This window comes from Gaetbulibacter sp. NE, from assembly GCF_025548475.1.
GTDB classification, from domain to species: Bacteria; Bacteroidota; Bacteroidia; order Flavobacteriales; family Flavobacteriaceae; genus Gaetbulibacter_B; species Gaetbulibacter_B jejuensis.
Map to the genome: position 1 here is coordinate 1 of NZ_JAOQHY010000017.1, position 14793 is coordinate 14793.

10 protein-coding genes and 1 other RNA gene are annotated in these 14793 nt (G+C 33.2%); 5 read left to right on the forward strand and 6 right to left on the reverse strand.

The features are described 5' to 3' along the window. Together OD803_RS14065 and OD803_RS14070 are read right to left on the reverse strand one after the other, a co-directional pair. The coding region (locus tag OD803_RS14065; RefSeq protein ID WP_262733982.1) for a SprB repeat-containing protein at positions 1-4992 on the reverse strand (4992 nt) is incomplete at its 3' end. A 47-nt stretch (positions 4993-5039) separates the two neighbouring features. Continuing rightward, positions 5040-5543, reverse strand: a complete 504-nt coding sequence (locus OD803_RS14070) for a hypothetical protein (protein ID WP_262733983.1) — start codon at positions 5541-5543, stop codon at positions 5040-5042. A 357-nt stretch (positions 5544-5900) separates the two neighbouring features. On the opposite strand from OD803_RS14070, the gene OD803_RS14075 reads away from it, so the two are divergent. The 4 genes from OD803_RS14075 to OD803_RS14090 all read left to right on the forward strand — a co-directional run bounded on the left by OD803_RS14075 (position 5901) and on the right by OD803_RS14090 (position 10134). Continuing rightward, complete coding sequence (locus OD803_RS14075) at positions 5901-6389, forward strand: SixA phosphatase family protein (protein WP_262733985.1); 489 nt, start codon at positions 5901-5903, stop codon at positions 6387-6389. 137 nt (positions 6390-6526) lie between these two features. Beyond that, positions 6527-8581 (forward strand): polyphosphate kinase 1, encoded by a 2055-nt coding sequence (gene ppk1, locus OD803_RS14080; RefSeq protein WP_129761802.1) that lies wholly within the window; start codon positions 6527-6529, stop codon positions 8579-8581. After that, a complete protein-coding gene (locus tag OD803_RS14085; protein ID WP_129761803.1) occupies positions 8581-9492 on the forward strand; it encodes a Ppx/GppA phosphatase family protein in 912 nt (303 codons plus the stop codon). The genes ppk1 and OD803_RS14085 overlap by 1 nt, the downstream gene beginning before the upstream one ends. A gap of 93 nt (positions 9493-9585) precedes the next feature. After that, positions 9586-10134, forward strand: a complete 549-nt coding sequence (locus OD803_RS14090) for a porin family protein (protein ID WP_134201381.1) — start codon at positions 9586-9588, stop codon at positions 10132-10134. Positions 10135-10195: 61 nt separating this feature from the next. On the opposite strand, the gene OD803_RS14095 is transcribed toward OD803_RS14090, so the two are convergent. The 4 genes from OD803_RS14095 to OD803_RS14110 are packed head-to-tail and all read right to left on the reverse strand — an operon-like array spanning position 10196 to position 14243. Beyond that, the gene (locus OD803_RS14095; RefSeq protein ID WP_262733987.1) at positions 10196-11317 is read right to left on the reverse strand and encodes a T9SS type A sorting domain-containing protein; all 1122 of its coding nucleotides are present in this window, start codon (positions 11315-11317) and stop codon (positions 10196-10198) included. Between the two features lie 38 nt (positions 11318-11355). Beyond that, a complete protein-coding gene (locus tag OD803_RS14100) occupies positions 11356-11937 on the reverse strand; it encodes a tRNA-(ms[2]io[6]A)-hydroxylase (RefSeq protein WP_129761806.1) in 582 nt (193 codons plus the stop codon). 2 nt (positions 11938-11939) lie between these two features. Further along, positions 11940-12503 (reverse strand): hypothetical protein, encoded by a 564-nt coding sequence (locus OD803_RS14105; protein ID WP_134201377.1) that lies wholly within the window; start codon positions 12501-12503, stop codon positions 11940-11942. Between the two features lie 3 nt (positions 12504-12506). Continuing rightward, positions 12507-14243 carry a DNA polymerase III subunit gamma/tau gene (locus OD803_RS14110; protein WP_262733989.1) on the reverse strand — a complete coding sequence of 579 codons (1737 nt, stop codon included), beginning with the start codon at positions 14241-14243 and terminating at the stop codon, positions 12507-12509. 211 nt (positions 14244-14454) lie between these two features. On the opposite strand from OD803_RS14110, the gene rnpB reads away from it, so the two are divergent. Further along, an RNA gene (rnpB, locus tag OD803_RS14115) (RNase P RNA component class A) lies at positions 14455-14782 on the forward strand. The last annotated feature ends 11 nt before the right edge of the window (positions 14783-14793 follow it).

Below are 14793 nucleotides of genomic sequence, written 5' to 3' on the forward strand. Positions count from 1 at the left end.
TACCGATCCACAAGAATCAGTAGCAGTTGCGTTACCAGTTTGAGAAGGATCTATGCTGTCACCACACTCTACATTAGCAGTAGCAGGAACAGTAATCACAGGATCAGTAGTATCAATTACGTTTATGATTTGATCTTGCGATACATCGTTACCACAAGAATCAGTAGCAGTCCAAGTTCTAGTAATAGTTTGAGTATTACCACAAGAACCAGCAGCAACACTATCAGAATAAGTTACGGTTACCGATCCACAAGAATCAGTAGCAGTTGCGTTACCAGTTTGAGAAGGATCTATGCTGTCACCACACTCTACATTAGCAGTAGCAGGAACAGTAAGCACAGGATCAGTAGTATCAATTACGTTTATGATTTGATCTTGCGATACATCGTTACCACAATCGTCAGTAGCAGTCCAAGTTCTAGTAATAGTTTGAGTATTACCACAAGAACCAGCTGCAACACTATCAGAATAAGTTACGGTTACCGATCCACAAGAATCAGTAGCAGTTGCGTTACCAGTTTGAGAAGGATCTATGCTGTCACCACACTCTACATTAGCAGTAGCAGGAACAGTAAGCACAGGATCAGTAGTATCAATTACGTTTATGATTTGATCTTGCGATACATCGTTACCACAATCGTCAGTAGCAGTCCAAGTTCTAGTAATAGTTTGAGTATTACCACAAGAACCAGCTGCAACACTATCAGAATAAGTTACTGTTACCGATCCACAAGAATCAGTAGCAGTTGCGTTACCAGTTTGAGAAGGATCTATGCTGTCACCACACTCTACATTAGTAGTAGCAGGAACAGTAATCACAGGATCAGTAGTATCAATTACGTTTATGATTTGATCTTGAGATATATCGTTACCACAATCGTCAGTAGCAGTCCAAGTTCTAGTAATAGTTTGAGTGTTACCACAAGAACCAGCTGCAACACTATCAGAGTAAGTTACAGTTACTGATCCACAAGAATCAGTAGCAGTTGCGTTACCAGTTTGAGAAGGATCTATGCTGTCACCACACTCTACATTAGCAGTAGCAGGAACAGTAATCACAGGATCAGTAGTATCAATTACGTTTATGATTTGATCTTGAGATACATCGTTACCACAAGAATCAGTAGCAGTCCAAGTTCTAGTAATAGTTTGAGTATTACCACAAGAACCAGCTGCAACACTATCAGAGTAAGTTACTGTTACTGATCCACAAGAATCAGTAGCAGTTGCGTTACCAGTTTGAGAAGGATCTATGCTGTCACCACACTCTACATTAGCAGTAGCAGGAACAGTAAGCACAGGATCAGTAGTGTCAATTACGTTTATGATTTGATCTTGCGATACATCGTTACCACAATCGTCAGTAGCAGTCCAAGTTCTAGTAATAGTTTGAGTATTACCACAAGAACCAGCTGCAACACTATCAGAATAAGTTACAGTTACCGATCCACAAGAATCAGTAGCAGTTGCGTTACCAGTTTGTGAAGGATCTATGCTGTCACCACACTCTACATTAGCAGTAGCAGGAATAGTAAGCACAGGATCAGTAGTATCAATTACGTTTATGATTTGATCTTGAGATACATCGTTACCACAATCGTCAGTAGCAGTCCAAGTTCTAGTAATAGTTTGAGTATTACCACAAGAACCAGCTGCAACACTATCAGAATAAGTTACTGTTACCGATCCACAAGAATCAGTAGCAGTTGCGTTACCAGTTTGAGAAGGATCTATGCTGTCACCACACTCTACATTAGCAGTAGCAGGAACAGTAAGCACAGGATCAGTAGTGTCAATTACGTTTATGATTTGATCTTGCGATACATCGTTACCACAAGAATCAGTAGCAGTCCAAGTTCTAGTAATAGTTTGAGTATTACCACAAGAACCAGCTGCAACACTATCAGAATAAGTTACAGTTACCGATCCACAAGAATCAGTAGCAGTTGCGTTACCAGTTTGTGAAGGATCTATGCTGTCACCACACTCTACATTAGCAGTAGCAGGAATAGTAAGCACAGGATCAGTAGTATCAATTACGTTTATGATTTGATCTTGAGATACATCGTTACCACAAGAATCAGTAGCAGTCCAAGTTCTAGTAATAGTTTGAGTATTACCACAAGAACCAGCTGCAACACTATCAGAATAAGTTACTGTTACCGATCCACAAGAATCAGTAGCAGTTGCGTTACCAGTTTGAGAAGGATCTATGCTGTTACCACACTCTACATTAGCAGTAGCAGGAATAGTAAGCACAGGATCAGTAGTATCATTGATGTCTATAACTTGAACATCAGTTGCTTGTTGACCACAAATATCTGTAATAGTATAAGTTCTACTAACTTTTATTGGGCAAGAGCCTGTTGCAACATCTATATAAGTGATAGAGTCAACATTGTCTTCTGTAAAAGTTCCACCTTCAGCTAAGAATTGAGCTTCAGTTATAGTTGCAGTACTAGAACTAAAAGGTAAAGCAGTAAGATTACCATTTTGAATATCACTTGTAGAACAACCTTCAACAACTATATCGTCTGGAGCTGAAATGGTTGGAGCTGTAGTATCTATTAAATTTACATTAAAAGTAGCAGTAGCTGAACAGTTAGAGTTTTCATCACTAACAATTACAGTATAAGTTCCATTATCTAAATTGGTTAAGTCTTGTGAGTCAGTATCAGGGTCTTCAGATCCGTTGTTGTCCCAATCATAAGTATAGTTTCCGGTTCCGCCACTAACAGAAATATTAATACTACCATCATTACTATCGCTACATGAGCTATGAACTAACTCTTCTAATGTTATTGAAATAGCATTGTATACTGTAACAGTTAAAGGAGTTCTTTCACTGTTTACACACATTTCATTAGGACCTTCAGAAACGTAGTAGGTAAATGTACCTGCTATACTTGTATCTGGTATTAATGACGTTTGACCTACAGTATTAGGATTATTATCTGGGTAAAATAATAATATATAATTAGGGTCAGTAGTTTGAGCTGTAAGTGGAGTAGCTGTTTCATTTAAACAATATACTTCATCATTAGCCGAAGGCGTTGTTGTTACACTGCTAGTTGCAATTGTAAATATATAATGACAACTTGGGTCTCCTGGAGGAATAGCATAGTAAGTTGTAGTTCCTAATGTTGCAGGGAACGGATTTGTACTAGTATATTCAGTTGTTGAACCAGTTACAGGGTAAGAATCATAAAATCTAGATCCAGGAGGGAATTCAGCTTCAATTTCAGAAACAGGTATTGAATTTCCTTCAAAACTACAATAGAAGAAATCTCTTTCTACTGTAACACCTGTACAATTATCATTGATATAATCTTGAGCGTCAATATTAATTTCAATTGGATCAGTATTTGGTTCTCCTTGACAATTTCCTTCTTGTTGATAACCTTGTATTAAAGGAAGAGAATAATCTGTTCCTGAAATCATACCTGTACCACTAATATAACCACCAAGAATTACAATTTTTGGCTCACAATTGGCATTTACAAGTACCGAACAGTCTTCGGTTGCTTTGAGTTTAAAAGATAAATCAGCTAATAGGAGATCGATGTCAGCAGGGAATAAAGGTAAAAAGTTGATATCCCAAACAATAGAACCAGTAGCCCCTTCATTTGGATCATAATACGGAGTTCCTGCTGCAAATGCTGGTAAATAAGCGTTGTTTACAATACTTCCAGGTATAAATTCTGATGTAAAAGGAATCGGTATTACCAATCTTGCATCAAGAATAGGCTCTGTACCTTTATTTTTAATTTCAACTTTATATTCAATTTCATCTCCTGGTAATACTTGCATACCTGGAGTTGGAGCACTTCCGTTAATTGTAGTATTTGATAAAACTCCTTCAGATTCAGGGATGTAAGCATCAACAGACATGGCCATACTAAAAATGATATAGGTATCTTGAGTAGATCCATATCTAAATTTAGTTGATGTTTGACTGTTATCTATTAAAGATTTATCCGAGTTATCTAAATCAAACATGCTAATATCCAAACCTGTGTTGTTTACTAGATTAGGATTTCTTGCATTTCCACCTGTTTGAATAGAGGAGTTAAAAAAGTTACTTGTACTATTACCAGAGTGACTTAAATCTACCCAATCATTATTGTTAGGGTTTGGGTTGTTAACTTCATCGGCTTCAATAATTTCAAAATAATCGCCAGAAATACCTCTATCACCTTCACCAGCCATTAAACCTAATTTAATATTTACTGGACCAGATTGAACAGCATTAAATCCTGATACAGGTAGCTCATAATTTGTTGTAGTGTTTCCTTGAACGTAAGCATAACCATCAAAAACAGTTACATCTCTCCAGTTCATTTTTGAGTTTTCATAAACTACAATCATTCCCCAACCACCATAATATCCTGTGCTACCTCCATTACCTTCAGAAACAGCTATATCAGCAACAAAGTATTCACCAAGTCCGTTAGCTCTAACTTGGTCAGTTACTTCTATATAACCTGCATACATGCCATTGTCTCCAGGAAATCTAATATCGTTTTGATTAGCTACAAGTGTTTGGTAGCTAGAGTCGTTAGGTCCTTTTAGCTTAATTGTACGTTTTTGTAAATTAGTTAAATCATCATCATCACCTCTACCAGTCCAATATAAACCTGCATAAATAATATTGGAACAGTCTGGGTTAGCACCATTTTCTGTTGAAAAGGTTAACGTTGCAGAAGATGAATTTTCAGTAGAAGAGTCGTTATCAACGTCAACGAACTCCATAGTTCTGTTACTATTATTATAGTTAACATTGTATGAGTCTAACGTTAAGTTTGAATTTCCTATAAGGGTAAAATCACCTTTTACGTTATAAATAACTTTACTTGGCGTGTATTGCGATGTACGTTGCGTAAAAGGCACTTGTACTTGAGCAAATGACGAACCTACAATAGCAAAAATAAGCATGAACATGCTTAGAGCTTTTTTATTGAAGATAACAGGTTTTATAGTATAGTTTTTCATTTTTGCCTGAGTTTTATTCTTTGTAATTTGATAATAGCGTTATATCATTAAATAGGAATATTAATACCTAAAAAAGTTGGAGGGTATTTAATATCTTCTCTTTTTTTAATCATTCTTATTATTTGTGGTTGAGAAGCTTCAACTTCACAACTTATATATATGCACTCTAGGTTAGGAAAAACAGAAAATGCATCGTAGTCAATAGTTTTACTTAGGTCATTTTGATTAAGCACTTTTATAACAAGAACTTTGACCATGTTAGATGGCTTTCTGTTAATTGTATTCAAAGAAGCAACATCAACAACTACACGTTCTGTATTTAGCATAATTGGTTTTGACTCATTATTCGATAAGTAAGCAGTTTCAACTTTTTTATACACTAACTTTTTAAGCATTTGTGCATCGTTGTCAGGTAAGCCTTTTGATCTGGTATTAGATTGGACATCATTGTTAAACAACTTTACGTCATTCCCCTGAGCTGAAGTTTTAGTAGAAATAATTGTGCACAAAGTGAACAATGCTATTACCAAAGGATTAATTTTAATATTCATAATTTCTTTAATTAGATTTTTCTAAATTTATATTTGAGCTGCTATAATAAAATTAGAGCATCCCAAAGTGTGCAAATATTATTGCATATATTAACTTAAATAGTCATTCCAATTACATTGAATACTAGTTAAAATTCTTAAATTATGTTTAGAGGGAAGTGTATCGCAAAATATTGCGGTACGAATGGATTGATTAATATGTTTTTGATTTGGGGTCATTTACATTAATTTTACAAGAGCAAATCAACTTAATAAAAAGATGTTGCACAAAAATAAATGTTAAAGGGACGAAAATAATCGTTAAAACGGAATTATGCAACACTTTATCGAAAAAAAACGCATTTAATCGATATTTAAATGAAACAGATATTATTTATAAGACACGCAAAATCGTCGTGGGAGTACGATGTAAGCGACATTGATAGACCATTGAACTCTAGAGGTTTAAATGATGCTAATTTGATTTCAAACCACTTTAAAAGCTATAAAATACGACCAGATATGGTCTTTTCAAGCCCTGCAAATAGGGCCTTAACAACTTGTAAGATATTTCTTAAAACTCTAAATATTGATGAAAATAGGCTAGTTATAGACAGTAATTTATATGATTTTGGAGGTCAAATGGTTATGGATTTTATAAAATCGGTTGATGACACCCATAGTTGTATTATGGTATTTGGACATAACCATGCATTTACTACATTGGTAAATGAACTTGGAGATCAATTTATTGGCAACTTGCCAACTTGTGGATTAGCAAAAATTGATTTTGATACTGACCAATGGTCAAAAATTAATAAAGGACATACTGATATGTTGCTATTTCCCAAGGAATTAAAATCATAAAACAAATATTTTATACTAATTCATTTAGATGAGAAATATTTATAAATCTTTAAATAGGTTTACAATTTATTAAATCTACCAACAGCGCTTATATTTTCTAAATAGAATATATTTGTGCTTAACTAAATAGAAACTTAATGACCAAAGATAAAAACAGTTACATCAATAGAGAATTAAGCTGGTTACAATTTAATGCTAGAGTTCTACAAGAAGCGGCAGACAAATCAGTTCCTTTAATAGAACGACTTCGTTTTTTAGGGATTTTCTCTAATAATCTAGATGAGTTTTTTAAAGTAAGATATGCAACTGTTAAACGAATTGACGAGGCAGGAAAAGCAGGTAAGAGTGAGTTAGGAGGTATTAAGGCTAGTGAGTTATTAGAAAAAATTACACAAGTTGTTATTAAACAGCAAAGTGAAAGTTTAGGAATACTTAATGATATTCAAAAAAACCTCGAAGATGAAGGTATTTATATCATTAATGAGTCACAAATTGACGATTCTCAACACGATTTTATTAAGAATTATTTTATCCAAAATGTTAGTCCAGCACTAGTAACAATAATACTCAATGACCTAGTAGATTTACCTATTTTAAAGGATAGTGCAGCCTATTTAGCTGTAAGAATGAATCTTGAAAATAATGAAAAGCAATTTGCCTTAATTGAAATACCAAGATCAATGGATAGGTTTGTTGTTTTACCCAAAAAGGATAATAAAGACTATATCATAATATTAGATGATTTACTAAGGTATTGTTTAAATGATATTTTTAACATTTTCGATTATAAAAGTATTACAGCTCACATGATTAAAATCACTAGAGATGGTGAATTAGATTTTGACAGTGATTTAAGTAAAAGTTTTATTGAGAAAATTTCTGATAGTGTTAAGCATAGACAAGTTGGAGAACCTGTTAGGTTTGTTTATGATAAAACCATTGACAAGGAAACCTTAGGGTATTTAATGGCTAAAATGGGTATCGATTCAAATGATAGTGTTATACCTGGAGGTCGTTACCATAATAGGAGAGACTACATGGGTTTCCCTAGTTTAGGCAGAACAGATTTGTTGTATGACAAGATAAAAGCATTGCCAGTAAAAGGTTTAAGTTTAGAGGAAAGTATTTTTAATACAATTGCAAAAAAAGACTATTTGCTTTACACGCCTTATCATACTTTTTCTTATGTGGTTAAATTCCTTAGAGAAGCAGCTTTAGATCCAAAGGTAAAAACCATAAAAATCACTATATATAGATTAGCTCAAATATCCCACGTTGCAAGTTCATTAATTAATGCAGCCAAAAATGGAAAAAAAGTAACCGTTTCAATTGAATTACAAGCACGATTTGATGAGCAAGCAAATATTGATTATGCTGAGCAAATGCAAGATGAAGGTGTTAACCTTTTGTTTGGTGTTTCTGGTTTAAAAGTACATAGTAAAATGTGTGTGATTGAAAGAGAAGAAGGTACAAAACTAAAGCGTTACGGATTTATAAGTACTGGGAACTTTAACGAGTCAACAGCTAAAATTTATACTGATTTTACACTCTTTACTTGCAACCAAAAAATATTAAAAGACCTTAATAAAGTGTTTAATTTCTTTGAGATAAATTATAGAATCTATCGCTATAAACACATTATAACGTCACCACATTATACCAAAGCTAAACTCTTTAAACTCATTGACAAGGAAATAGAAAATGTAAAACAGGGTAAACCTGCTTACATAAAGCTAAAGCTCAATAGTATTTCTAGCTATGCAATGGTTGATAAACTTTATGAAGCGAGTAGAGCAGGAGTAAAAATTCAAATGATTGTGAGAGGCTTATGTTGCTTAATTCCTGGAGTAGAAGGTATGAGCGAGAATATTGAAGTTATTAGTATCATCGACAAATTTTTAGAGCATACTAGGTTGTATATATTCTGTAATGATAATGACGAAAAAGTGTATATTTCTTCAGCAGATTGGATGACACGTAATATTGAAAATAGAGTAGAAGTAACCTGTCCAATTTATGATGAAGATATCAAACAAGAACTGTTAGATATTTTTGATATTTGTTGGAGTGATAATGTAAAATCTCGTATTTTGAACAAAAATCAAAATAATAGATATAAGCGTAATAATCTACCAAAAGTTAGAACCCAATTTGCTACTTATGATTATTATTTAAAAAAGTTAGAAAGTTAATGTTAACCATAAAAAAATACGCTGCAATTGATATAGGTTCAAATGCGGTTCGTTTATTAATCTCAAATATTATAGAACAAAAAGGAAAGTCGACTAGGTTTAAAAAAAACTCATTAGTTCGTGTTCCTATCCGTTTGGGAGCAGATGTTTTTGTAAAAGGAAAAATATCTAAAGAAAACGAACAACGTATGTTGGACACCATGACTGCCTTTAAGCTGATAATGAAATCGCATAAAGTGGTTAGCTATAAAGCTTGTGCTACTTCTGCGATGCGAGAAGCTTCAAACGGAAAAGAAATATCAAAACTCATTTCTGAAAAAGCTAAAATTGACATAGATATTATTGATGGAGAAGAGGAAGCAACAATAATTGCAGCTACTGATCTTGATAGCTATATAGACCCTAGTAAAACCTATTTGTATGTTGATGTTGGTGGTGGTAGTACAGAGTTTTCTGTAATTTATAATGGAGAAAAAATTGTTTCTAAGTCCTTTAAAATAGGTACAGTACGATTACTTAATGATATTGTTACCAATGAAACTTGGAATGAGTTAGAATTATGGATTAAGGAACAAACCAAGAGTTATGATAAAATAGATTTAATAGGCTCTGGAGGTAACATCAATAAAATTTTCAAGATTTCAGGAAAAGCACTTGGTAAACCTTTAACTTACTTTTATTTAACTAGTTACTACAATAAATTACAAACTTACTCTTACGAAGAACGAATTACAGAGCTAGACTTAAATCAAGATAGAGCTGACGTAATTATTCCTGCAACACGCATTTATTTATCAGCTATGAAATGGAGTGGAGCCAAAGACATTTATGTTCCTAAAATTGGACTTTCCGACGGAATAATAAAAAGTATGTACTATAAAACTGTAAGTAGCATTAAATTAGAAAAATAAGCATTTCGTCTTAATTTTCTTGTTACATATCTAATAATTAAGGGTAATTCATATTTTTCATTTTATATTCGACGTCTCAAATCATTATAAATTATGAAGACATTAATTACTACTTTAGTTCTTGCGTTATGCACCACCATAGGATTTTCTCAAAGCAATAGTTCTCAATCTGTTAGTTACGGAGTAAGAGCAGGTTTGACTATTTCTAATATGGATTATAAAGATGGTCCTATCAATGAAAATCAACACAGAAACGGTTTCTTGTTTGGCGTTTATGCCGAAATTCCATTAGCTGCTAGCCTTAGTGTAGCACCAGAAATTCAGTTTTCACCTGAAGGTGCAAATCATGAAGATTTTGCTAACGACTATATTAATGTTCCTGTGCTTTTAAAGTATAAACTGTTTGATGATGCTGTTGCATTTGGTGTTGGTCCACAAGTAGGCGTAAAAGTACACAAGGATAATGACGGATTTAAAAACTTTGTGTTTTCTGGAGTAGGAATTATAGAGTTTAAACTTTCAGGAGATTTTTATGTAGACGCACGTTATAACTACGGTTTCTCAAATGTTTTTGATGAAGAGTTAGTTCCTGAGGCAACTACAGGTGTAATCCAAATAGGACTAAACTACAAGGTATTTTAAGCTATTAATTCAAAATATAAAAAAAGCTCTAGTGATTTTACTAGAGCTTTTTTTTTGTGCTTTATAATTTAATAAATTTTAGTGTTTTTGAATTATGCAGCTTGTCTGAAATGGTGATAAAATAAATACCAGATGGTAAATGATTAACATTTATTTCAGCATCTAATAAGTTTTGTGATGTAATAGTTTTACCTTGTATTGAATACATAGTAAAGAATAACTCACTTTCATTATTTAAGTTATAAAAACTTAGGTTTTCATTAACAGGATTTTCTTTTAAACGTATTGAGTTTACTATTTCATTTTCAGTATAAGATAGTGTTTGTCTGCCATAAACAGCAACACTGTTATTAGTAATGTTGTTTATAATTAGTGTTTGATTATTTCCTGTGCCAGTAATTTCATAATTGACGGTTTCAAAGTTGCCTCCAATATCATAAGATGGTAATGCCAAAGCATAAGAACTTTCAAAGTTATTTTCTTCTGGACTTGAACATATACCTAAAGTTTCGGTATAATAAAGAATATCAAACGTACTGTTTGGTGAATGACTAAATTCTCCCGAAAAACTATTACAAGCCAATTCGCCTTCAAATTCAAAACCATTAGTTGTTGGACCTTGAATGTTATCAAAATTAAGTGTAGGCGTAGCACTTTCTGGTATTTCTACAGAGGTTGAATTTACTTCTAATGAATGGAGAAACCAATTACCAAATAAATCTGTTGGCATTTGTTGTCTGCTAAAAGTTAAATAATTTCCATTAGCTTTTGTTAGAGTCAATACAGCGTCGTTTCCGCTTCCTGTTATAGACCAGGATAATTCATTGGGATAAGATTCTCCATTTAAAAGGATACCTAAATAATAGCCCTCAAATTCCCCTTCATATTCTTCGCTAGGGAAACAATCAGCTAAACCTACATCAGCCGAAAAAATAGTTATATCACTTGAAGTAACTTCATATTCACCAGAGAAAATTGGATTACATGAAGACATTGCACTGAAATTAAAATTTGAATTATTTGTGTCTTCAGTTAAGTTTAAAGTAACATAACTATAAATATTAGCAATGGTATTACTGTTATGATTAATATTGTACAAATACCATTCGCCTAAAAGGTCTTCATTTTGGGCATTTGCAGATACACAAAAAAGAAAGGTAAAAAATAAGTAGAGATGTTTCATGGAGATGTTGTATTTAGATAGTAATCTAAAATACAAAATTAACCATGTATAGTTTCGTTCTTACTTAAATTTTTCATCAAATCTGCTTCGTAATCAAGTAGTTGTTGCCACTTTTGGTCAACTTCTTTTCGATCACCATATTGTCTTGCAAAACCTAAAAACATAGTGTAGTGGTTTGCTTCGCTTACCATAAGTTTTCGGTAAAACTCTGCTAATTCTTTATCTTCCAATTCTTCAGAAAGTAGCCTAAAACGTTCGCAACTTCTAGCTTCTATTAAAGCTGCATAAAGTAATCTATGTACTAATTGTGTAGTTCTGCTTCCTCCTTTAGGGAAGAACTTAACAAGGTCAATAACATACTCGTCTTTTCGGTCTCTACCAAGTGTCCAACCTCGTTCAAGAATTTTATCGTGTACCATTTTAAAATGGCTTATTTCTTCTTTGACCAAAGCTATCATTTCCTGAACCAAATCGGTATACTCAGGAAAACTCACTATTAATGAAATTGCTGTACTTGCCGCTTTTTGCTCACAGTACGCATGATCAGTAAGAATTTCTTCTATATTTTTTTCAACAATGTTTACCCAACGTGGATCTGTAGGTAGTTTTAGTCCTAGCATATCTATATGTGTTCGTCTCTTAAAAATGTATTGTACTTACCAAATTTATCAATAGACATTTGGTATAGTTTACGAGCTTTGTTTTTTGGGTTGATGAATGAAATTTCTAAATTAACCGTATCATCATTAGATGATTCTTGATTAACCCAAACATGCTCCAATGTTGCGTTATCCCAAAAAGAATTAATAGTTGATTGATGCTTGAAAATCTCAGCATTTATAGTGGTTTCAAGTATTTTTTCAGACTTATTAAAAACTACAATTTCTGACTCAAAAACTCTGTGGTATTCAATTTTATTTCTGTTCTCTTGGCTTGATGTAGTTATAATAACGTTGTTATCCATGAGTGAGTAGTTTTTTATCTTAATTTGAAATGTGTTAGATAAAATTGTATCAGTAGCTACTTCAGTATATTGCTTAGGATAATAAGTTATAATGTCAAGATTGGAATCTTTTAATTTGAATTTTGATACAGACTCTTCCAACGACTCCTTATGACTTTTTCTGCCATCACAACTAGAAAAAGCAACGCATAATAGGACAGCAAATAGATAATAATATTTCATGGTTTATAGGTCTAAGCCAAAGGTGGTCTTCAGCAATTCTATATTAGGGTTTTTTTCTTTAAGCTTTTCAAATTTATCTTTTGCAGTAAATACATACTGTTTTGCCACTTCTTCATTTACTGAAATCTCAAGCTTTAAATCGTAGTTTTTTAGAGTTCTGCGCATGTATTCCATTAAAGGATATTGCGCTTTTTCTAACTCTAGTTTTAATGTTTCATTAGGGAATTCTAATTCAATGCTGGTTTCATTTAATTTAGGCGTGTCCATTTCTAGTATGGAAGCCATGATCTTTTCGCCTTTGGTATGAAGTGTTTTGATATAATCGTTCCAAACCGAAATGAATTCTTCTTCGGTAAATGCTTCTCTTGGCAAATCATTTTCGTCAATAACAACTTCCATTTGACGAATTTGATGTTCTTTTTTAGCGCGTATACTTTTTAGCGATAAGCCAGAAGTTGTAGTTGCATCTCGTTTTAAAGCAATTTTTGGCTTTGGAGGCTCGTAAGTTGTAACCGTTTCTTCTTTAACGCTAGTAACAGGTTTTTCTTGCTTTGGCTGTTGTTGTGGCTCAGGAATTGTTGCTTGTTGAGTAGGTTTTTCCTTTTGAACAGGAACAGGAGTAATGCCTTTAGCTTTAAAATAAGAAGCAGGTATTATGAACCGACTGCTATTTTTTTTTTCTCCATCAAAAGTGATAGAGGCCAATTGCATTAAACAAAGTTCAACAAGTAAACGTTGGTTTTTACTGTTTTTATACTTTAAATCACAGTCGTTGGCTAACTCAATACCTTTTAGCAGAAACTCTTGCGACGCTCTTTTAGATTGGTCCATATACTTTTGGGTAGTGTCTTCACCAACCTCAAGTAAACTTAAAGTTTCTGGATTTTTACAAACAAGTAAATCTCTAAAATGAGAAGCTAAACCAGCAATGTAATGATGACCATCAAAACCTTTGGCAAGAGTAGCATTAAATTGAATTAATAATTCAGGTATATTATTGTCTAGGATTAAGTTGGTACTTTCAAAGTACGTTTCATAATCCAATACGTTTAAGTTTTCAGTAACTGCTTGTCTGGTTAGATTTTTACCAGAAAAACTTACTACTCGGTCAAAAATAGATAAGGCATCACGCATTGCTCCATCAGCTTTTTGAGCAATAATATGTAATGCATCATCTTCAGCACTTATACCTTGTTCTTCAGCGATGTACTTTAAGTAATCTTTAGCATCTCTAACAGTAATGCGTTTAAAATCAAAAATTTGACAACGCGAAAGTATTGTAGGTATTATTTTGTGTTTTTCAGTAGTTGCTAGTATAAAGATACAGTGTTTTGGTGGCTCTTCTAGTGTTTTAAGAAACGCATTAAATGCCGCTTGAGATAACATGTGTACCTCATCAATAATGTATACTTTATATTTTCCTACTTGTGGTGGTATACGAACCTGATCGGTAAGATTTCTAATATCATCAACCGAGTTATTTGAAGCTGCATCTAGTTCAAAAATATTAAAAGCAAAGTCTTCTTCTTCAGTTTCAGTACCATCACTATTAATCATCTTAGCCAAAATACGAGCACATGTGGTTTTACCAACACCTCTAGGTCCTGTAAATAATAAGGCTTGCGCTAAGTGATTGTTTTCAATGGCATTAAGTAAAGTGTTTGTAATAGCAGACTGTCCCACAACATCCTTAAAGGTTTGTGGTCTATATTTTCGTGCTGATACTACAAAGTGTTCCATTGAATTTACGTCAGTTTGAGTGATTTTCGATAGAAAATTGTATCGAAAACAAGTAAATTATGTTTTAAAAAGTTTCTCGATACATTTCGATTCAAGAATCGAAACACTCGAAATGACATTTGTTTAACAAAGTTAAAAATTCAATTCAAAAATTTAAATCCTGTATTCAGAATTTAAGAGTAGTTATTAACAATTTGTGTACTTTTGCCTGCAAGTAAATTGCCTTATCGCTGTCTTGATGTAAAGTCAAGGTGGAGGAAAGTCCGAACACCATAGTGCAAACATAGTGGTTAACAGCCACCAACCGTGAGGTTAGGAAAAGTGCAACAGAAAGAATGTACAGGTTATGCTGTAGTGAAATCAGGTAAACTCTATGTGGTGCAATGCCATGTATACCAACGTTTGAGGGCTGCACGCTCGATTGTTGGAGGGTAGGCAGCTAAAGTGTGTTGGTAACAGTACACTCAGATAAATGATAGGGATACTAACATGATTATCATTGTTAGTAACAGAATTCGGCTTATAAATTTACTTATATAAACAAGCCTTT

What these genes read in the sequence shown, in the direction of transcription:
- OD803_RS14070 (WP_262733983.1), bottom strand. Translation starts at nt 5,543, where the DNA reads ATGAATATTAAAATTAATCCTTTGGTAATAGCATTGTTCACTTTGTGC.
- OD803_RS14075 (WP_262733985.1), top strand. Translation starts at nt 5,901, where the DNA reads ATGAAACAGATATTATTTATAAGACACGCAAAATCGTCGTGGGAGTAC.
- ppk1 (WP_129761802.1), top strand. Translation starts at nt 6,527, where the DNA reads ATGACCAAAGATAAAAACAGTTACATCAATAGAGAATTAAGCTGGTTA.
- OD803_RS14085 (WP_129761803.1), top strand. Translation starts at nt 8,581, where the DNA reads ATGTTAACCATAAAAAAATACGCTGCAATTGATATAGGTTCAAATGCG.
- OD803_RS14090 (WP_134201381.1), top strand. Translation starts at nt 9,586, where the DNA reads ATGAAGACATTAATTACTACTTTAGTTCTTGCGTTATGCACCACCATA.
- OD803_RS14095 (WP_262733987.1), bottom strand. Translation starts at nt 11,317, where the DNA reads ATGAAACATCTCTACTTATTTTTTACCTTTCTTTTTTGTGTATCTGCA.
- OD803_RS14100 (WP_129761806.1), bottom strand. Translation starts at nt 11,937, where the DNA reads ATGCTAGGACTAAAACTACCTACAGATCCACGTTGGGTAAACATTGTT.
- OD803_RS14105 (WP_134201377.1), bottom strand. Translation starts at nt 12,503, where the DNA reads ATGAAATATTATTATCTATTTGCTGTCCTATTATGCGTTGCTTTTTCT.
- OD803_RS14110 (WP_262733989.1), bottom strand. Translation starts at nt 14,243, where the DNA reads ATGGAACACTTTGTAGTATCAGCACGAAAATATAGACCACAAACCTTT.